Raw genomic sequence first — 19,291 nt, 5'->3', positions numbered from 1 at the left:
AGTTGATTTCATATTACTACTATATAATGCTTTTTGATTTTAGTCTAGTATGAGCTGACTTCGTCAGTTCTATCTACAACCTCAAAACCATGCTTTGAGCAACCTGTGGCTAGTTTCCTAGTTTGCTCTTTGATTTTTATTGAGTATTAGATGTATAGTGCATTGAAGTTAAAATAGTATACTTTGGTTTCTAAGACATTGTTAGAAATTAGATTAAATTCCTTAATCGATTTGCGCATGTTTTATTTTATTTCACTATACTTTAGATTGAAAAATAAGGAATCACATAAATCGCAAGAAATAGGGAATCTGATTCGTGTTTATAACCGTTCAAAAAGAGAGGAAGCTGAAAGTGAGCCACTTAATCTTTATGTCGAAGATGAAAAGGGCAATCTCCTGGCAGGTTTGATAGTAGAGACTTTTAGAAATTGGCTAGAAATCGAGTATTTATTTGTAAAAGAGGAACTGAGAGGGCAAGGAATCGGTTCAAAACTATTGCAGCAAGCAGAAACTGAAGCTAAGAATCGAAACTGTCGTTTTGCCTTTGTCAATACCTACCAGTTTCAAGCTCTTGATTTTTATAAAAGGTATGGCTACAAGGAAGTCTTTAGGTTACAAGACTATCCCTACATTGGGCAAAGATATTATTAGCAAAAGAATCTGTAAGGTGAGTATGGAGGTATAATACAAAGAGAGGCTCGCACATAAGTATGGAGGTGGACTGATGTATATGAGTAACTATCGATAAATACCAGTTATAACCTAGAAATTGTGTCTTTCTGGGCAATATTGGGTACAATGCAATGGCAGCTGAGAAATTGGGAATCAAGGCTTATCGGGTTAAGAAAAGAAGTGATGTGGTTGATATTTTAAAACAATTTATTTAAACTAAAAACTCTCTATCTTTTTAAATTGACATTAATCCGAGATTCCCCTCTCGAGTTTTTCAGAATAGAGTGAAATCCGAAAGAAAATGGAAATAATTTTTATTAAACGCTTCCAATAGCGGTTAAAAGTTGACAAATTTAAATTTTAGGACTACACTAAGTAAGTAAATTTTATTTTAAAGGAGAATTCGTTATGAATTTAACATATTTAGGCTTATGTATTGCCTGTATGGGCGTATCTGTCGGTGAAGGTTTATTGATGAATGGACTGTTTAAATCAGTAGCACGCCAACCAGATATGCTTTCTGAGTTTCGTAGTTTGATGTTTTTAGGTGTTGCCTTTATTGAAGGAACTTTCTTTGTAACTCTTGTCTTCTCATTTATTATCAAATAAATACATGGAACGAGAAGAAAAGGGAGGATTTTAGATGGAAGAAAGTATTAATCCAATCATCTCTATTGGTCCTGTTATCTTCAATCTGACTATGTTAGCCATGACCTTGTTGATTGTGGGAGTTATTTTTGTCTTTATTTATTGGGCAAGCCGCAATATGACCTTGAAACCCAAAGGAAAGCAAAATGTACTTGAGTATGTCTATGACTTTGTTATTGGATTTACAGAACCTAACATTGGTTCGCGCTACATGAAAGATTACTCACTCTTTTTCCTTTGTTTATTTCTTTTCATGGTGATTGCCAATAACCTTGGCTTAATGACAAAGCTTCAAACGATCGATGGGACTAACTGGTGGAGTTCGCCAACCGCTAATTTACAGTATGACTTAACCTTATCTTTTCTTGTCATTTTGTTGACACATATAGAAAGCGTTCGTCGTCGTGGATTTAAAAAAAGTATAAAATCTTTTATGAGTCCTGTTTTTGTCATACCGATGAATATCTTGGAAGAATTTACAAACTTCTTATCTTTGGCTTTGCGGATTTTTGGGAATATCTTTGCAGGAGAGGTCATGACGAGTTTGTTACTTCTTCTTTCCCACCAAGCTATTTATTGGTATCCAGTAGCCTTTGGAGCTAATTTGGCTTGGACTGCATTTTCTGTCTTTATTTCCTGCATCCAAGCTTATGTCTTTACTCTTTTGACATCTGTGTATTTAGGGAATAAGATTAATATTGAAGAGGAATAGAAAGGAGTAACTGATGCACGTAACAGTAGGTGAATTGATTGGTAATTTTATTTTAATCACTGGCTCTTTTATTCTTTTGCTAGTCTTGATTAAAAAATTTGCATGGTCTAATATTACAGGCATTTTCGAAGAAAGAGCTGAAAAAATTGCTTCAGATATTGACAGAGCTGAAGAAGCTCGTCAAAAAGCAGAAGTATTGGCTCAAAAACGCGAAGATGAATTGGCTGGTAGCCGTAAAGAAGCTAAGACAATCATTGAAAATGCAAAGGAAACAGCTGAGCAAAGTAAGGCTAATATCTTAGCAGATGCTAAACTAGAAGCAGGACGCTTAAAAGAAAAAGCAAACCAAGAAATTGCTCAAAACAAAGCTGAAGCTTTACAAAGCGTTAAGGGTGAGGTAGCAGATTTGACCATCAGCCTAGCTGGTAAAATCATCTCACAAAACCTTGACGGTCATGCCCATAAAGAACTCATTGATCAGTATATCGATCAGCTAGGAGAAGCTTAATGGACAAGAAAACAGTAAAGGTAATTGAAAAATACAGCATGCCTTTTGTCCAATTGGTACTTGAAAAAGGAGAAGAAGCCCGTATCTTTTCAGACTTGACTCAAATCAAGCAAGTTGCTGAAGAAACAGGTTTACCTTCTTTTTTAAAAAAAGTGACAGTAGATGAGTCTGACAAGAAAAAAACGATTGCTTTTTTCCAAGACTCTGTGTCACCTTTATTACAAAACTTTATCCAGGTTCTGGTCTACAATCACAGAGCAAATCTTTTTTATGATGTGCTTGTAGATTGCTTGGACCGACTTGAAAAAGAAACAAATCGATTTGAAGTGACGATTACTGCTGCTCATCCTCTAACTGATGAACAAAAGAGTCGTTTGCTCCCTTTGATTGAGAAGAAAATGTCTCTGAAAGTAAGGAGTGTAAAAGAACAAATCGATGAAAGTCTCATTGGTGGTTTTGTTATTTTTGCCAATCACAAGACAATTGATGTGAGTATTAAACAACAACTTAAAGTTGTTAAAGAAAATTTGAAATAGAAAGTGGTGTTCTTTTGGCAATTAACGCACAAGAAATCAGCGCTTTAATTAAGCAACAAATTGAAAATTTCAAACCCAATTTTGATGTGACTGAAACAGGTGTTGTAACCTATATCGGGGACGGTATCGCGCGTGCTCATGGCCTTGACAATGCCATGAGTGGAGAGTTGTTGATCTTTGAAAACGGCTCTTATGGTATGGCTCAAAACTTGGAGTCAACAGACGTTGGTATTATCATCCTAGGTGACTTTACAGATATTCGTGAAGGCGATACAATCCGCCGTACAGGTAAAATCATGGAAGTCCCAGTAGGTGAAAGTCTGATTGGTCGTGTTGTGGATTCGCTTGGTCGTCCAGTTGACGGTCTTGGAGAAATCCACACAGATAAAACTCGTCCAGTAGAAGCGCCAGCTCCTGGTGTTATGCAACGTAAGTCAGTCTCAGAACCATTGCAAACTGGTTTGAAAGCTATTGACGCCCTTGTACCGATTGGTCGTGGTCAACGTGAGTTGATTATCGGTGACCGTCAGACAGGGAAAACAACCATTGCGATTGATACAATCTTGAACCAAAAAGATCAAGATATGATCTGTATCTATGTCGCAATTGGACAAAAAGAATCAACAGTTCGTACGCAAGTAGAAACACTTCGTCAGTACGGTGCCTTGGACTACACAATCGTTGTGACAGCCTCTGCTTCACAACCATCTCCATTGCTCTTCCTAGCTCCTTATGCTGGGGTTGCCATGGCGGAAGAATTTATGTACCAAGGGAAGCATGTTTTGATTGTATACGATGATCTATCAAAACAAGCGGTAGCTTATCGTGAACTGTCACTCTTGCTTCGTCGTCCTCCAGGTCGTGAAGCCTTTCCAGGGGATGTTTTCTACCTTCACAGCCGTTTGCTTGAGCGCTCAGCTAAAGTTTCTGATGAACTTGGTGGTGGATCAATTACAGCCCTACCATTTATCGAGACACAAGCAGGAGATATCTCGGCCTATATCGCAACCAATGTGATTTCTATCACTGATGGACAAATCTTCCTTGGTGATGGTCTCTTCAATGCGGGTATTCGTCCAGCCATCGATGCGGGTTCATCTGTATCACGTGTAGGTGGTTCTGCACAAATCAAAGCCATGAAGAAGGTTGCTGGTACACTTCGTATCGACCTTGCTTCATACCGTGAGTTGGAAGCCTTCACTAAGTTTGGTTCTGACTTGGATGCGGCAACACAGGCTAAGTTGAACCGCGGTCGTCGTACAGTTGAAGTCTTGAAACAACCTGTTCACAAACCATTGCCTGTTGAGAAACAAGTAACCATTCTCTATGCTTTGACACATGGTTTCTTGGATACTGTTCCAGTAGATGATATTGTTCGTTTCGAGGAAGAGTTCCATGCCTTCTTTGATGCTCAACATCCAGAGATTTTGGAAACCATTCGTGATACAAAAGACTTGCCAGAAGAAGCAGTCTTGGATGCTGCGATTACAGAGTTTCTCAACCAAACCAGCTTCCAATAAGAATAGAGGTGTCAGATGGCAGTATCTCTAAATGATATTAAAACAAAAATCGCCTCAACAAAAAATACGAGTCAAATCACTAATGCCATGCAGATGGTATCAGCTGCTAAGCTAGGTCGCTCTGAAGAAGCTGCTCGCAACTTTCAAGTTTACGCTCAGAAGGTTCGCAAACTTTTGACAGATATTCTTCATGGTAATGGAGCTGGTGGTTCAACTAATCCCATGTTGATTAGCCGTCCTGTGAAGAAGACAGGCTATATCGTCATTACTTCAGACCGTGGTTTGGTTGGAGGTTATAATTCCTCTATTCTGAAAGCCGTTATGGAGTTGAAAGAAGAATACCACCCAGACGGTACAGGTTTTGAAATGATCTGTATTGGTGGAATGGGAGCTGATTTCTTTAAGGCTCGTGGTATTCAACCACTTTATGAACTACGTGGCTTGGCAGACCAACCTAGCTTTGATCAAGTTCGTAAGATTATTTCAAAAACTGTTGAAATGTACCAAAATGAACTTTTTGATGAACTCTATGTCTGCTATAACCATCATGTCAATACGCTAACCAGTCAAATGCGTGTGGAACAAATGCTTCCGATTGTTGACTTGGATCCAAATGAAGCGGATGAAGAGTATAGCTTGACTTTTGAATTGGAAACCAGCCGAGAAGAAATTTTGGAGCAGTTATTGCCTCAGTTTGCAGAAAGTATGATTTACGGTGCCATTATCGATGCCAAGACAGCTGAGAATGCTGCTGGTATGACAGCCATGCAAACAGCGACTGATAATGCTAAGAAAGTCATCAATGATTTGACAATTCAGTATAACCGTGCCAGACAGGCGGCGATTACACAAGAAATTACAGAAATCGTAGCAGGTGCTAGTGCCTTAGAATAGGCTCTAGTCCAGCTCGTATGAAAATGAACTTAGGACCTAGTTGAGCTAGGAACCGATAGTATCTTATATAGAATAGGAGAAGGAGATGAGTTCAGGTAAAATTGCTCAGGTTATCGGTCCCGTTGTAGACGTCTTGTTTGCAGCAGGGGAAAAACTTCCTGAGATTAACAATGCACTTGTCGTCTACAAAAATGACGAAAGAAAAACAAAAATCGTCCTTGAAGTAGCCTTGGAGTTGGGAGATGGTATGGTCCGTACTATCGCCATGGAATCAACAGATGGGTTGACTCGTGGAATGGAAGTATTGGACACAGGTCGTCCAATCTCTGTACCAGTAGGTAAAGAAACTTTGGGACGTGTCTTCAACGTTTTGGGAGATACCATTGACTTGGAAGCTCCTTTTACAGAAGACGCAGAGCGTCAGCCAATTCATAAAAAAGCTCCAACTTTTGATGAATTGTCTACCTCTTCTGAAATCCTTGAAACAGGGATTAAGGTTATCGACCTTCTTGCCCCTTACCTTAAAGGTGGTAAGGTTGGACTTTTCGGTGGTGCCGGAGTTGGTAAAACCGTCTTAATCCAAGAATTGATTCACAACATTGCCCAAGAACACGGTGGTATTTCAGTATTTACCGGTGTTGGGGAACGTACTCGTGAAGGGAATGACCTTTACTGGGAAATGAAAGAATCAGGCGTTATCGAGAAAACAGCCATGGTATTTGGTCAGATGAATGAGCCACCAGGAGCACGTATGCGTGTTGCCCTTACTGGTTTGACAATCGCTGAATACTTCCGTGATGTAGAAGGCCAAGACGTGCTTCTCTTTATCGATAATATCTTCCGTTTCACTCAGGCTGGTTCAGAAGTATCTGCCCTTTTGGGTCGTATGCCATCAGCCGTTGGTTACCAACCAACACTTGCTACGGAAATGGGTCAATTGCAAGAACGTATTACATCAACTAAGAAGGGTTCTGTAACCTCTATCCAGGCTATCTATGTGCCAGCGGATGACTATACTGACCCAGCGCCAGCAACAGCCTTTGCTCACTTGGATTCAACAACCAACTTGGAACGTAAGTTGGTACAATTGGGTATCTACCCAGCCGTTGACCCACTTGCTTCAAGTTCACGTGCCTTAGCACCTGAAATCGTTGGAGAAGAGCACTATGCAGTTGCTGCTGAAGTAAAACGCGTTCTTCAACGTTACCATGAATTGCAAGATATCATTGCTATCCTTGGTATGGATGAACTTTCTGATGAAGAAAAGACCTTGGTTGCACGTGCCCGTCGTATCCAGTTCTTCTTGTCACAAAACTTCAACGTTGCGGAACAATTTACTGGTCAGCCTGGTTCATATGTTCCAGTTGCTGAAACTGTACGTGGCTTTAAGGAAATCCTTGATGGTAAATACGACCACTTGCCAGAAGATGCCTTCCGTGGTGTAGGTTCTATCGAAGATGTGATTGTAAAAGCTGAAAAAATGGGATTTTAAGAGGTGATCTATGGCTCAGTTAACTGTCCAGATCGTGACACCAGATGGTCTCGTCTATGATCACCATGCCAGCTATGTATCGGTTCGAACTCTGGATGGTGAGATGGGGATCTTGCCACGACATGAAAATATGATTGCGGTTTTAGCAGTTGATGAAGTAAAGGTAAAACGTATTGATGATGAAGATCACGTGAACTGGATTGCAGTAAACGGCGGTGTTATTGAAATTGCCAATGATATGATCACAATCGTCGCTGACTCTGCAGAACGTGCTCGTGATATCGATATCAGTCGTGCAGAACGTGCCAAACTTCGTGCAGAACGTGCAATTGAAGAAGCACAAGACAAACACTTGATTGACCAAGAACGTCGTGCGAAGATTGCACTGCAACGTGCCATTAACCGTATTAATGTCGGAAATAGACTATAAGAAAAAATGAACTTGAAAATTCCAAGTTCATTTTTTTATGGTGTTTTATACTCAATAAAAATCAAAAAGCAAACATAGGAAGTTAGCCATAGGTTGCTCAAAACACAGTTTTGAGGTTGTGGATAGAACTGACGAAGTCAGTAACCATACCTACGGTAAGGCGACGCTGACGTGGTTTGAAGAGATTTTTGAAGAGTATTAAGGAGCAAAACGGATGCAGACTGCTTCGGGAACATGGAAGTCGTTGGAGAGTTCTGCTAGACGACCATTGTCACAATTACGTTTAAAGACAGTTGCATTGTCAGAGTCTTGGTGGACAGCAATGAGAAATTTTTGGTCAGGTGTCAAATCAAAATCACGTGGAGTCTGACCATGTGTTGGAACGATTTCTAATAACTCTAAGCTACCGTCCGCAAGGATGGTATATACTGCGATAGAATCATGACCACGGTTAGAAGCGTAGAGGTATTTACCGTCTGTAGAGAGACGAATAGCAGCGGTTCCATTAAAGCCTTCATAACCGTCTGGTAGAGTTGAAATCACTTGCATACGTTCAAATTCGCCAACGCCATCGTAGATTAGAACCTCGATAGTGCTATTGAGTTCACAAATCAGATAAGCGATTTTATAGTGGTTATGGAAAACGATATGACGTGAGCCCGCTCCTGGCTGGCTATTGTAGGTATAGAGTTTAGATAATTTCCCTTCTTGATCAAGGTCATAAGTGATAACTTGGTCAGTACCCAAGTCGCAGGTCACTAGATAGTGGTCAGGTGTTAAATCTGTATAGTGAACATGGGGGGAAGCTTGATTTTCATGTGGACCTTGGCCACTGTGTTGATCCATATCACTAAGTAGAAGACTCCCATCCTTCTGACGTTTATAAACAAGGACCTGTCCCTTGTGGTAGTTGGCTGCATAGACCAAATTACGCTTTTCATCAACGGCAACATAACAGTGGGGAGCTCCTTTTTCAACGACGTGATTTAATAAAGCCCCGTCAGTTTGATAGGCTGCAATCCCTCCCTTATCGTCTTGACTACCAACAGTGTATAGGTGTTGGTGCTGGTCAAAGGCAAGGTAGGTTGGACTTGGCTCAGCTGTAAAAAGTTCTAGATTTGAAAGCTGACCAGTTTCTGTATCAAAGTCAGCCTTGTAAATCCCTTGGGAAGTACGACGTGTATAAGTTCCAAAATAAACAGTTTCTTTCATAACGTTACCTCTATATAAAGATAAGACTATTATATCACAAAAACAAGCCAATTAAAGACATCCAATTAGATGTAAGCACTTTAAAAAAGAGTTATTTTGATTTAAAAATGGTATAATGAGAGAACGATAGAAAGGAAGTATTTATGGAGCAAAAAGAGAAACATTTTAGCCTATCTTGGTTTTTTAAGTGGTTTTTGGATAACAAGGCCATTACGGTATTTTTAGTAACCTTATTATTGGGACTGAATCTTTTTATTTTAAGTAAGATTAGTTTTCTATTTTCACCTGTTTTGGACTTTTTAGCGGTTGTGATGTTGCCAGTCATTCTGTCTGGTTTACTATACTATTTACTGAATCCTATTGTTGATTGGATGGAGAATCATAAGGTTAATCGTGTTATAGCTATCACTATTGTCTTTGTTATCATCGCTCTCTTTATCATTTGGGGCTTGGCAGTCGCCATTCCAAATCTGCAACGTCAGGTTTTGACCTTTGCAAGAAACGTTCCTGTTTACTTAGAAGATATAGATAGGATTGTTAATGGATTGGTAGCCCAGCACCTGCCAGATGATTTCAGACCTCAGTTAGAGCAGGTTTTGACAAACTTCTCTAGCCAGGCTACAGTTTGGGCAAGTAAGGTTTCATCTCAGGCAGTCAACTGGGTGAGTGCCTTTATTAGCGGGGCATCTCAAGTGATTGTTGCCTTGATTATCGTTCCTTTCATGCTCTTTTATCTCTTGCGTGATGGGAAAGGCTTGCGTAACTATTTGACTCAATTCATGCCGAGAAAATTGAAAGAACCTGTTGGACAAGTTTTGTCAGACGTGAATCAACAGTTGTCCAACTATGTTAGAGGGCAAGTGACAGTGGCTATTATTGTAGCAGTAATGTTTATGATCTTCTTTAAGATCATTGGTCTCCGTTATGCGGTTACGCTTGGTGTTACTGCTGGTATTTTAAATCTGGTTCCTTATCTTGGTAGCTTTCTAGCCATGCTTCCTGCCTTAGTTCTGGGCTTGATTGCTGGGCCAGTCATGCTTTTAAAAGTAGTGATTGTCTTTATCGTAGAACAAACTATTGAAGGCCGTTTTGTCTCTCCATTGATTTTGGGAAGTCAATTAAACATCCATCCCATTAATGTTCTCTTTGTCTTGTTAACTTCAGGTTCCATGTTTGGTATCTGGGGAGTCTTGCTCGGTATTCCGGTTTACGCTTCTGCTAAAGTTGTCATTTCAGCCGTTTTCGAATGGTATAAGGTAGTCAGTGGCCTATATGAAGTAGAGGGCGAGGAAGTCAAGAGTGAACAATAGTCAACAGATGTTACAGGCTTTGGAGGAGCAAGATTTAGCCAAGGCTGAGCATTATTTCGTCAAAGCTTTAGAAAATGATTCAAGTGACCTTCTGTATGAGTTGGCAACTTATCTTGAAGGGATTGGTTTTTATCCTCAGGCCAAGGAAATTTACCTGAAAATAGTAGAGGATTTTCCAGAGGTTCATCTTAATCTAGCTGCAATTGCTAGCGAGGATGGTCAAATCGAAGAAGCCTTTGCTTATCTTGAGGAAATCCAAGCTGACAGTGACTGGTATGTGTCGGCTTTGACTCTTAAAGCAGACCTTTACCAGCTGGAAGGTTTGACAGATGTGGCGCGTGAGAAATTGCTGGAAGCCTTGACTTACTCAGAGGATCCTCTCTTGATATTAGGATTGGCAGAGTTGGATAGTGAGTTGGAAAATTACCAAGAAGCTATTCAAGGCTATGCCCAGTTAGATAATCGCTCGATTTATGAGCAAACAGGGATTTCCACCTATCAACGAATTGGTTTTGCCTATGCCCAGTTAGGGAAATTTGAAACAGCCACAGAGTTTTTAGAAAAAGCCTTGGAGTTAGAATACGATGACCTAACAGCTTTTGAGTTAGCCAGCCTTTACTTTGATCAAGAAGAATACCAAAAAGCTGTTCTCTATTTTAAGCAACTTGATACTATTTCTCCTGACTTTGAAGGCTATGAGTATGGTTACAGTCAAGCCTTACATAAGGAACACCAAGTTCAAGAAGCCTTGCGTATCGCTAAGCAAGGCTTAGAGAAAAATCCCTTTGAAACTCGCCTCTTGCTAGCTGCTTCGCAATTCTCTTATGAATTGCATGATGCAAGTGGGGCAGAAAATTATCTCCTTACTGCTAAAGAAGATGCTGAGGATACGGAAGAAATCTTACTCCGTCTAGCAACTATTTATCTGGAGCAGGAGCGTTATGAGGATATTCTAGACTTACAAAGTGATGAGCCAGAAAACCTATTGACTAAGTGGATGATTGCCCGTTCCTATCAAGATATGGACGATTTAGATACTGCCTACGATCATTATCAAGAGTTAGCAGGAGATTTGAAGGACAATCCAGAGTTTCTGGAACACTATATCTATCTCTTGCGTGAATTGGGCTACTTTGAGGAAGCAAAAGTCAATGCACAAGCTTACTTAAAACTAGTTCCAGATGATGTGCAAATGCAAGAACTGTATGAGAGATTGTAAGAATGTTTAAACATATAGAACTGTAGTTTATCTCTTTTGATAGCTACGGTTTTTATTTGTATATGATAGAATTTTTTTACAAAAATGGTTGGTTATTTTGTTTATTCATGCTATAATAGGAACAATTACTTTTAGGAGGTGCAGTATGTCTTATTTATTTGAGATATTACCGAGTTTACTGAATGGTGCGAGCACGACTGTACAGGTCTTTGCACTGGTCTTGCTATTTTCGATTCCTTTGGGCGTTTTGATTGCCTTTGCCTTGCAAGTCCATTGGAAGCTCCTCCATTATCTGATTAACATTTACATTTGGATTATGCGAGGCACACCCTTGCTCTTGCAATTGATCTTTATCTATTATGTGCTCCCAAGTGTTGGGATCCGTTTAGACCGCCTTCCTGCAGCTATTATTGCCTTTGTTTTGAATTATGCGGCTTACTTTGCAGAAATTTTCCGTGGGGGAATTGACACTATTCCAAGAGGACAGTATGAGGCAGCCAAGGTCTTGAAGTTTAGTCCTTTTGACACAGTGCGCTATATTATCTTGCCCCAAGTGACCAAAATCGTTCTTCCTAGTGTCTTTAATGAAGTTATGAGTTTGGTCAAGGATACTTCTTTGGTTTATGCTCTAGGCATTTCAGACCTTATCTTGGCGAGTCGAACAGCTGCCAACCGTGATGCTAGTCTAGTTCCTATGTTCTTGGCAGGAGCCATTTACTTGATTTTGATTGGGATTGTGACAATTATTTCCAAAAAAGTTGAGAAGAAGTATAGTTATTATAGATAGGAGGCTGCCATGTTAGAATTACGAAATATCAATAAAGTCTTTGGAGACAAACAAATCCTGTCTAATTTCAGTCTAAGTATTCCTGAAAAGCAAATCCTGGCTATCGTTGGACCTTCTGGTGGAGGTAAGACAACTCTTTTACGTATGCTTGCAGGTCTTGAAACTATTGATTCAGGGCAAATCTTTTATAATGGACAACCTTTAGAGCTGGATGAATTACAGAAGCGAAACCTACTAGGATTTGTCTTCCAAGATTTTCAACTGTTCCCTCATTTATCAGTTCTGGACAATTTGACTTTATCGCCTGTGAAGACCATGGGGATGAAGCAGGAGGAGGCTGATAAGAAGGCGCGTGGTCTCTTGGAACAATTAGGACTAGCAGGGCATGCAGATGCCTATCCATTTTCATTATCTGGTGGGCAAAAGCAGCGGGTGGCTTTGGCGCGTGCTATGATGATCGACCCAGAAATCATTGGCTACGATGAACCAACTTCTGCCCTAGATCCAGAATTGCGCTTGGAAGTGGAAAAACTAATCTTGCAAAATAGGGAACTTGGGATGACCCAGATTGTGGTTACCCATGATTTGCAGTTTGCTGAAAATATTGCAGATGTATTATTGAAAGTAGAACCTAAATAGGAGGAAAAATGGATGAAAAAATGGATACTTGTATTAGTTAGTCTAATGACTGCTTTGTTCTTAGTAGCTTGTGGGAAAAATTCTAGCGAAACTAGTGGAGATAATTGGTCTAAGTACGAGTCTAACAAGTCTATTACTATTGGATTTGATAGTACTTTTGTTCCAATGGGATTTGCTCAGAAAGATGGTTCTTATGCAGGATTTGATATTGATTTAGCTACAGCTGTTTTTGAAAAATACGGAATTACGGTAAATTGGCAACCGATTGATTGGGATTTGAAAGAAGCTGAATTGACAAAAGGAACGATTGATCTGATTTGGAATGGCTATTCCGCTACAGACGAACGCCGTGAAAAGGTAGCATTCAGTCACTCATATATGAAGAATGAGCAGGTATTGGTGACCAAGAAATCATCTGGTATCACGACTGCAAAGGATATGGCTGGAAAGACATTAGGAGCTCAAGCTGGTTCATCTGGTTATGCGGACTTTGAAGCAAACCCAGCGATTTTAAAGGATATTGTCGCTAATAAGGAAGCGAATCAATACCAAACCTTTAATGAAGCCTTGATTGATTTGAAAAATGATCGAATTGACGGTCTATTGATTGACCGTGTCTATGCAAATTATTATTTAGAAGCAGAAGGCGTTTTAAACGATTATAATGTCTTTACAGTTGGACTAGAAACAGAAGCCTTTGCGGTTGGAGCCCGTAAGGAAGATACAACTCTGGTTAAGAAGATAAATGAAGCTTTTTCTAGTCTTTACAAGGACGGTAAATTCCAAGAAATCAGCCAAAAATGGTTTGGAGAAGATGTAGCAACCAAAGAAGTAAAAGAAGGACAGTAAGATAAAATAGTGGCTGAGACTGCGTTTTGATTAGCAAAACGTAGTTTTTTTGTAGTCTAGGAAAACGATAATAGCGATTGAATCTGCATAATTGAATATGGAATAGCCCACTGTGATTTCTAAACCATTGTTAAAAATTGATTTGACTTCCAAAATTAAAATGTTCTGTAATGAAATGCTGATGTAACTGTTTTAGGAACAATAAAACGCATAATATCAAGGTTTTCTGGCACCTTATATTATGCGTTTTTGTGATTTTAAGACTTGTTAGCTGATTTTTTACAATCCAGCAAAGTCTTTGATTTCTTGTGCTGACATTGAAGAGTCGCAACGGACATTGATTTGTCCATCCGCAATGTGAACAAAACCTGGTACAGTTGGGATTCCATAGCGTGAGCGGAATGCTTGCAACTCATTGAGTTGGCTTGCTTCTTCACTATTGATGAAGTAGATGTGAGCTTTGGTTTCAGCTACGACACCTGACAATGTACCTGCAAATTTACGGCAGTAAGGGCAAGTTTTGCGACCGATAAAGAAGGTTGCAGTTTCTTTTTTATCAAGAGCTTCTTGCGCACGCGCAACTGTAGTGACTTCAAGGTCTTTGATGTTATCTAAAAATTGTTCCATGAGATTACCTCGCTTTCATTGATATGTCTAGTATGCCATAAAGTTTCTAAAATTGCTTAGATTTGATACGAAAAAAAGATGAGATTGGTTGGTCTCATCTTTTATAGGACTTTATTTTACAAAAGCATTGATTTCTGCTTCGATGTTAGAAATCTTAGCTTGTGATTCTTCGTTTGTTTCCCCTACAACTGCAATGTAGAACTTGATTTTTGGTTCTGTACCTGAAGGGCGAACGGCAATCCATGAACCGTCAGCAAGTGTGTATTTTAACACATCACTTGGAGGAGTTGTCAAGTTTGTAACAGTTCCGTCAGCAGCAGTAGCAGTTTGGGCTTTGAAGTCTTCTACGACAGTGATAGCTGTTGTGTTCCATTCTTTTGGAGCATTGTTGCGGAATTTAGCCATAATCGCTTTGATTTGTTCAGCACCATCGACACCTGAAAGGGTAACAGAGATAGTTTTTTCTGCGTAGTAGCCGTATTCTTTGTAGATTTCTTCGATACCGTCAGCAAGTGTCAAACCACGAGAACGGTAGTAGGCAGCAAGTTCAGCAACGACAAGAATGGCTTGAATAGCGTCTTTATCACGTACGAAAGGTTTAATCAAGTAACCGAAGCTTTCTTCGAATCCCATCATGTAAGTGTGGTTGTGTTTTTCTTCGAATTCTTGTATTTTTTCAGCGATGAATTTGAAACCTGTCAAAACGTTGAACATAGTTGCGCCGTAGCTTTCAGCAATCTTCGTTACCAAATCAGTTGATACGATAGATTTGCAGAGAGCTGCATTTTCAGGAAGAGTTCCAGCGTTTTTGTGTGCTTCCAAGATGTATTTAGCCATGATAGCACCGATTTGGTTACCTGAAAGGTTGAGGTAGCTACCATCTTTTTGAAGAACTTCAACACCAACACGGTCAGCGTCAGGGTCAGTTGCGACAAGAACATCTGCACCAACTTGACGACCAAGTTCTTCAGCAAGAGCAAAGGCTGCTTGGCTTTCTGGGTTTGGAGATTTTACAGTTGAGAAGTCAGGGTCAGCAGTTGCTTGCGCTTCAACGACTTGAACAGAGTCAAATCCTGCTTGGGCAAGAGCACGACGAGCCAACATTTCACCAGTACCATGAAGTGGTGTGTAGACAATTTTCATGTCTTTACCGAATTCTTCAATCAAGGCTGGGTTGATGTTCACATCTTTGACTTCTTTGAGGTATTCTACATCGACAGCTTCGCCGATAACTTCAATCAAGCCAGAAGCTTTTTCAGCTTCCACATCAGCAACTTCTACCGCAAATGGGTTTTCGATTGCACGGATATAAGTAGTCAAAGCGTCTGCGTCGTGTGGAGGCATTTGTCCACCGTCTTCACCGTAAACCTTGTAACCGTTAAATGGTGCAGGGTTGTGGCTGGCTGTGACCATGATACCCGCAAAACAGTTGAGGTGACGAACTGCAAATGAGAGTTCTGGAGTTGGACGAAGGCTTTCAAATACATAAGATTTGATGCCGTGTTTAGCAAGAACTGCCGCAGATTCAAATGCAAACTCAGGTGAGAAGTGACGGCTATCGTAGGCGATTGCTACACCGCGTTCTTTCTCGTTTCCACCTTTTGACTCAATCAAACGAGCCAATCCTTCAGTAGCTTGGCGAACAACGTAGATGTTGATGCGGTTTGTACCAGCACCAATCAAGCCACGCATCCCTGCAGTACCAAATTCAAGATTTGTATAGAAGGCATCTTCCTTTGTTTTTTCATCCATATTTTCCAAATCTTGACGAAGGTAGTCAGGAAGCTCCGCAAAATCAACCCATTTCTGGTAATTTTCTTGGTAAGACATTAAAATTCTCCTTTTTGTAAATTGTTTTAACCGTTCACATTATAGCACTTTTTAGCATTTTAGTAAAACCTTAGCATAAGTTTTTGTCAGTGAGCGAATAAGACTGTACTATTCATAATTTTGATTTAGGTGTGTTCATTACAAACCGAAATGACAACTCAATTTTATCCTATTTGTAGTCTCTAATTGTAGTCTCTAAAAAATTGAAATTAAACCTTATTCGTTGTATAATTTAAAATGAGGATTATTATATAAGATCTGTTATATATATATCTTTCGATATATATATATGGAGGTAGTCATGAATAGTCCAGAAAAACAATTAAAATACAGTATTCGAAAAGTGAGTGTCGGTGCAGCTAGTGTTGTCATTGGGGCGCTCTATCTTTTGATGGGAGCTGGGATTGCTCATGCTGAGGGCGTGGAGTCAGCGAGGGAAGCTGAGAGGACAGCAAACCCGACAGATCCAGGACAGTCTGGAATTGGAGAGCCAGAAAACAAGACTGACCTCAGTCATACTGATGCAGCAGCAAACACCTATAATGCTCCCGTAGCTGACAATCCGCTAGTAACTCCAGAAAGTACGAAACCTCGTACTCGTAGTAAAAGAGAATTAGCTGATGGGGAGTCAAGTGATTCATCGAATGGAGCTACAGGAACTGAATCAGAGCCGACTTCTGGAAATGAGGGAGGTTCAGACACAGCAGATACTGATTCAGATTTACTGGATGCCAATCGTAAGGGTGACACAGTAAAAGAACACCAGCCCGGGGTCATTGTGCCTAAAGATGGAGAGACAGGTGGGGATGATAAGAATGCCCATCTGAAATTTGATACTCCTAAGGAAAATCTGACTCTCGAACAATTATGGGATATTGTAAAAAATATGCCAGACGACTTCCAAAATAATGAACGTTCTTACTTGCGTAGTATGAACACCCTTGGGGATGCTCTTAGATTTAAAAACGGCAAAGTCAGTGAAGATGGTACAGGAGATAAATTACAAGATGGTGAAATAAGAGAACTTGATTCTTTCGGTGGATGGACAGCGATTGCAGGTAAAGATGGCAGACCAGGTAAATTCGTTATTGGTAAGAAAAATGCAGATGGTTACTTTACAGGTTGGTATAAGAAAGAAGATGGTACGATTGAACAAGGTGGTATGCTTGGGGCAGATGCCTTAGATAACATCTTTGTGCACGAACAAGCATTAGACCGTCGTTTTAAATACATGCTTATGCTTGTTAAAGGACGTACACGAGCTAATCGTGACGAGACGGTTTCAGATAATTCGAAGTATGATCCACGTGCTCAAAATGAACGTGCTAATAAGAACTCCACCGAATTTAAGAATCTCCCATTTTTAGAAAAAGATAAGTATAATAAATATTCTCCAGGTGTAGTTGGATATAATGGGATAGAGAAGCAGTTTACTGCCTTTTCTCCTGGCTTCGGAAGCCGTGTTCGTGTGGAATTTGTGACAGGATATATCTCAGATATTAATGGTTCTAAAGGAACCTATCGAGTAGTCATTAAAACTAAGGATACTGCTGGCCAAGAGAAGACGGTATACGATGAAACCATTCACCGTGTAGCCGAAATCGTTCAAAATGAAAACTTGTACAAAAAAGGTTTAAATGTAGAACTGGCGAATTTCCAAATTTCCAAATTTTTTAAAGATGAGTTTAAATCTCGTGTTAATAAAATTCGTAATGAGAAAATAAAATTTACTCCATTACACCGTAAACCCAGAAGAGATTATACAGAAGAAGATACCAAACTGTACAATCAATTGGAAGCAGAAGCTAGGGAAGAAGCTAAAAAACAAGGCGATATTGTGCTGAATGTTGACCAGAATACCATGCACATAAAAAATTCAGCAAAAAGAGATTCAGAATGGAAGAAAACTTTTACACACTCATCGCAGTCAACTACAAAGCTATCAAACGAATTAAATAATTTATTGAAAGTTGCTGATAAAGATACTCCTAATACCCCAACTTGGCTAGACTCAAGCACTCCTCCAGCTAAAGCTGATGACAGAGCATATAGACTACTCACTACTCTTATACCAGGTGCTAAGAAAATTACCTATCATGTTAAGGATGATCAGCTAGAAGTAGAAACAGAAAAATACACCTATCTCGCCGCTAGAAATGGTAGTAAGGAAGTGGGTATTCAAGGGTCAGATATAGAAGCAACTGCAAGTGCGGAGACATATAATGTTAATCCCCAAACCTTTGAGAGAGACAATACAAATACAAAAGCGAATAATCTTAATCATGGTTGGGCTAGATCTGATTCTGAAGAGTTCAAACATTTCTCACACTTTGTAGGGGTAGACAAAGGAATTGTGCGAACGAAGGTACTGATCTACTGGGGATGTTTTATTAGGAAAAGATGTTGTTTCTTATACCGTACAAGTATTTTCAGAGAATAATGAAAGAGTAGGGGTAAACCCTCAAAGTCACCGTGTTCAGTATAATCTCCCAATTCTAGCTGACTTTTCAGTCATCCAAGATACTGTGGAACCATCACGAACCGTTGTTGAAAAAATCATTCCAAAACTAAATATTCCCGAAGAAGAGAAAAAGAAAATAACCGAAAAAATCAAGGAAAAGAAGAAAACCTCAGAATTGGCAGACCTAATCTCAGGAAATGTGAAAGTTCGCTATGTTGATGAACAAGGGCGTTTGCTATCATTGAAAAATGATACTGGAATTGGAGAAAAAGAAAGTGCCGGAACCTACATTACCAATAAAAAACAACTGATTGGTACGAGTTATGATGTCACAGATAAAAAACTCAGTAGCATGACTACTACTGATGGGACATATTATACTTTTAAAGAACTAGCCGCAAATTCTGAAAGTTTAACTGGGAATATTGTAAGCGAAGGTAGAACAGTGACCTTAGTTTATAAAGAAAGCGAAGCGCCAACCACTGCTACAGTAACAGCCAATTACTACAAAGAAGGCACCCAAGAGAAGTTGGCAGAGTCTGTTGTAAAAGCTGATTTAGCGATAGGTTCTCAGTATACTACAGAAGCAAAAACTATTGAAGGGAAAACAACAACTGAGGACAAAGAAGACCGAGTTATCACAAGGAAAACAACATACACCTTGGTAGCAACCCCTGCAAATGCCACAGGAACTGTACCAGAAGACGGTGCAACCGTTAACTACTACTACCGTGAGAATGTTGAAGAAACAGTGGTTCCTAAAACAGAAGATGTTCAAGAACGCAAAACCGTTACTCGTACCATCAAGTATGTCGATAAAGCCAACGAAACAAAAGAAGTGGCTGACTCAGTTACGCAAACAGTTGAATTAACAAGAACCAACAAGCGTAACAAAGTGACAGGTGAAGAAACAGCAGGAGACTGGTCAACAGGTACATGGGGTTC

The 19,291-nt window shown here is 39.8% G+C and carries 17 protein-coding genes and 3 pseudogenes; 17 read left to right on the top strand and 3 right to left on the bottom strand.

Annotated features, from left to right (window positions below; all coding sequences use genetic code 11):
- Positions 1–237: 237 nt before the first annotated feature.
- The 9 genes from HT709_RS10105 to HT709_RS10065 all read left to right on the top strand — a co-directional run bounded on the left by HT709_RS10105 (position 238) and on the right by HT709_RS10065 (position 7,412).
- A complete protein-coding gene (locus HT709_RS10105) occupies positions 238–651 on the top strand; it encodes a GNAT family N-acetyltransferase (protein ID WP_000499170.1) in 414 nt (137 codons plus the stop codon).
- A gap of 429 nt (positions 652–1,080) precedes the next feature.
- Positions 1,081–1,281 (top strand): F0F1 ATP synthase subunit C, encoded by a 201-nt coding sequence (locus HT709_RS10100; RefSeq protein WP_001054890.1) that lies wholly within the window; start codon positions 1,081–1,083, stop codon positions 1,279–1,281.
- Between the two features lie 34 nt (positions 1,282–1,315).
- On the top strand, positions 1,316–2,032 hold the full coding sequence (gene atpB, locus HT709_RS10095; protein ID WP_000392851.1) for a F0F1 ATP synthase subunit A: 717 nt from the start codon (positions 1,316–1,318) through the stop codon (positions 2,030–2,032).
- Between the two features lie 13 nt (positions 2,033–2,045).
- Positions 2,046–2,540: a F0F1 ATP synthase subunit B gene (atpF, locus tag HT709_RS10090; protein ID WP_023941012.1), complete on the top strand. Its 495-nt coding sequence runs from the start codon at positions 2,046–2,048 to the stop codon at positions 2,538–2,540.
- The gene (locus HT709_RS10085; protein ID WP_023941011.1) at positions 2,540–3,076 is read left to right on the top strand and encodes a F0F1 ATP synthase subunit delta; all 537 of its coding nucleotides are present in this window, start codon (positions 2,540–2,542) and stop codon (positions 3,074–3,076) included. The genes atpF and HT709_RS10085 overlap by 1 nt, the downstream gene beginning before the upstream one ends.
- A 14-nt stretch (positions 3,077–3,090) precedes the next feature.
- The gene (gene atpA, locus HT709_RS10080; RefSeq protein ID WP_172925735.1) at positions 3,091–4,596 is read left to right on the top strand and encodes a F0F1 ATP synthase subunit alpha; all 1,506 of its coding nucleotides are present in this window, start codon (positions 3,091–3,093) and stop codon (positions 4,594–4,596) included.
- 15 nt (positions 4,597–4,611) lie between these two features.
- A complete protein-coding gene (locus tag HT709_RS10075; protein WP_000301223.1) occupies positions 4,612–5,490 on the top strand; it encodes a F0F1 ATP synthase subunit gamma in 879 nt (292 codons plus the stop codon).
- An 85-nt stretch (positions 5,491–5,575) separates the two neighbouring features.
- Positions 5,576–6,982, top strand: a complete 1,407-nt coding sequence (gene atpD / locus HT709_RS10070; RefSeq protein ID WP_050076536.1) for a F0F1 ATP synthase subunit beta — start codon at positions 5,576–5,578, stop codon at positions 6,980–6,982.
- A gap of 10 nt (positions 6,983–6,992) precedes the next feature.
- The gene (locus HT709_RS10065) at positions 6,993–7,412 is read left to right on the top strand and encodes a F0F1 ATP synthase subunit epsilon (protein WP_000068041.1); all 420 of its coding nucleotides are present in this window, start codon (positions 6,993–6,995) and stop codon (positions 7,410–7,412) included.
- Positions 7,413–7,610: 198 nt separating this feature from the next.
- Here the strand turns inward: HT709_RS10065 and HT709_RS10060 are convergent, their stop codons facing one another.
- Positions 7,611–8,624 (bottom strand): lactonase family protein, encoded by a 1,014-nt coding sequence (locus HT709_RS10060; protein WP_000665636.1) that lies wholly within the window; start codon positions 8,622–8,624, stop codon positions 7,611–7,613.
- A gap of 143 nt (positions 8,625–8,767) precedes the next feature.
- Here HT709_RS10060 and HT709_RS10055 point away from each other — a divergent pair, with 143 nt between their 5' ends.
- The 5 genes from HT709_RS10055 to HT709_RS10035 all read left to right on the top strand — a co-directional run bounded on the left by HT709_RS10055 (position 8,768) and on the right by HT709_RS10035 (position 13,428).
- A complete protein-coding gene (locus tag HT709_RS10055; RefSeq protein ID WP_101514847.1) occupies positions 8,768–9,934 on the top strand; it encodes an AI-2E family transporter in 1,167 nt (388 codons plus the stop codon).
- Complete coding sequence (locus HT709_RS10050; RefSeq protein ID WP_172925734.1) at positions 9,924–11,153, top strand: tetratricopeptide repeat protein; 1,230 nt, start codon at positions 9,924–9,926, stop codon at positions 11,151–11,153. The genes HT709_RS10055 and HT709_RS10050 overlap by 11 nt, the downstream gene beginning before the upstream one ends.
- A gap of 145 nt (positions 11,154–11,298) precedes the next feature.
- Positions 11,299–11,940, top strand: a complete 642-nt coding sequence (locus HT709_RS10045) for an amino acid ABC transporter permease (RefSeq protein WP_101514846.1) — start codon at positions 11,299–11,301, stop codon at positions 11,938–11,940.
- Positions 11,941–11,949: 9 nt separating this feature from the next.
- Positions 11,950–12,579: an amino acid ABC transporter ATP-binding protein gene (locus HT709_RS10040; protein WP_101514845.1), complete on the top strand. Its 630-nt coding sequence runs from the start codon at positions 11,950–11,952 to the stop codon at positions 12,577–12,579.
- A gap of 12 nt (positions 12,580–12,591) precedes the next feature.
- On the top strand, positions 12,592–13,428 hold the full coding sequence (locus HT709_RS10035) for an amino acid ABC transporter substrate-binding protein (protein ID WP_101514844.1): 837 nt from the start codon (positions 12,592–12,594) through the stop codon (positions 13,426–13,428).
- A gap of 279 nt (positions 13,429–13,707) precedes the next feature.
- Here HT709_RS10035 and HT709_RS10030 read toward each other — a convergent pair whose 3' ends face one another.
- Entirely contained in the window at positions 13,708–14,055 is a 348-nt protein-coding gene (locus HT709_RS10030; RefSeq protein ID WP_101514843.1) for a thioredoxin, read from the bottom strand.
- A 111-nt stretch (positions 14,056–14,166) separates the two neighbouring features.
- Entirely contained in the window at positions 14,167–15,885 is a 1,719-nt protein-coding gene (locus HT709_RS10025) for a phospho-sugar mutase (RefSeq protein WP_172925733.1), read from the bottom strand.
- 1,837 nt (positions 15,886–17,722) lie between these two features.
- Between HT709_RS10025 and HT709_RS12260 the strand changes: the two are divergent.
- The 3 pseudogenes from HT709_RS12260 to HT709_RS12255 form a co-directional block, all read left to right on the top strand.
- Positions 17,723–17,988 (top strand): annotated as a pseudogene (locus tag HT709_RS12260) (hypothetical protein).
- A 119-nt stretch (positions 17,989–18,107) separates the two neighbouring features.
- Positions 18,108–19,116: pseudogene (locus tag HT709_RS11980) on the top strand (MucBP domain-containing protein); the annotation flags it as partial.
- Positions 19,098–19,291 (top strand): annotated as a pseudogene (locus HT709_RS12255) (cell surface protein); the annotation flags it as partial. The pseudogenes HT709_RS11980 and HT709_RS12255, both read left to right, overlap by 19 nt.

This window comes from Streptococcus sp. 1343 (genome assembly GCF_013277355.1).
Lineage (GTDB): Bacteria > Bacillota > Bacilli > Lactobacillales > Streptococcaceae > Streptococcus > Streptococcus pseudopneumoniae.
This window is presented reverse-complemented; position numbering and strand designations above follow the sequence as displayed.

Coding starts and splice junctions, on each gene's coding strand:
- HT709_RS10055 (WP_101514847.1), top strand. CDS start 8,768: ATGGAGCAAAAAGAGAAACATTTTAGCCTATCTTGGTTTTTTAAGTGG.
- HT709_RS10035 (WP_101514844.1), top strand. CDS start 12,592: ATGAAAAAATGGATACTTGTATTAGTTAGTCTAATGACTGCTTTGTTC.
- atpB (WP_000392851.1), top strand. CDS start 1,316: ATGGAAGAAAGTATTAATCCAATCATCTCTATTGGTCCTGTTATCTTC.
- HT709_RS10030 (WP_101514843.1), bottom strand. CDS start 14,055: ATGGAACAATTTTTAGATAACATCAAAGACCTTGAAGTCACTACAGTT.
- HT709_RS10045 (WP_101514846.1), top strand. CDS start 11,299: ATGTCTTATTTATTTGAGATATTACCGAGTTTACTGAATGGTGCGAGC.
- HT709_RS10065 (WP_000068041.1), top strand. CDS start 6,993: ATGGCTCAGTTAACTGTCCAGATCGTGACACCAGATGGTCTCGTCTAT.
- atpF (WP_023941012.1), top strand. CDS start 2,046: ATGCACGTAACAGTAGGTGAATTGATTGGTAATTTTATTTTAATCACT.
- HT709_RS10100 (WP_001054890.1), top strand. CDS start 1,081: ATGAATTTAACATATTTAGGCTTATGTATTGCCTGTATGGGCGTATCT.
- HT709_RS10085 (WP_023941011.1), top strand. CDS start 2,540: ATGGACAAGAAAACAGTAAAGGTAATTGAAAAATACAGCATGCCTTTT.
- HT709_RS10075 (WP_000301223.1), top strand. CDS start 4,612: ATGGCAGTATCTCTAAATGATATTAAAACAAAAATCGCCTCAACAAAA.
- HT709_RS10025 (WP_172925733.1), bottom strand. CDS start 15,885: ATGTCTTACCAAGAAAATTACCAGAAATGGGTTGATTTTGCGGAGCTT.
- atpD (WP_050076536.1), top strand. CDS start 5,576: ATGAGTTCAGGTAAAATTGCTCAGGTTATCGGTCCCGTTGTAGACGTC.
- HT709_RS10105 (WP_000499170.1), top strand. CDS start 238: ATGTTTTATTTTATTTCACTATACTTTAGATTGAAAAATAAGGAATCA.
- HT709_RS10040 (WP_101514845.1), top strand. CDS start 11,950: ATGTTAGAATTACGAAATATCAATAAAGTCTTTGGAGACAAACAAATC.
- HT709_RS10060 (WP_000665636.1), bottom strand. CDS start 8,624: ATGAAAGAAACTGTTTATTTTGGAACTTATACACGTCGTACTTCCCAA.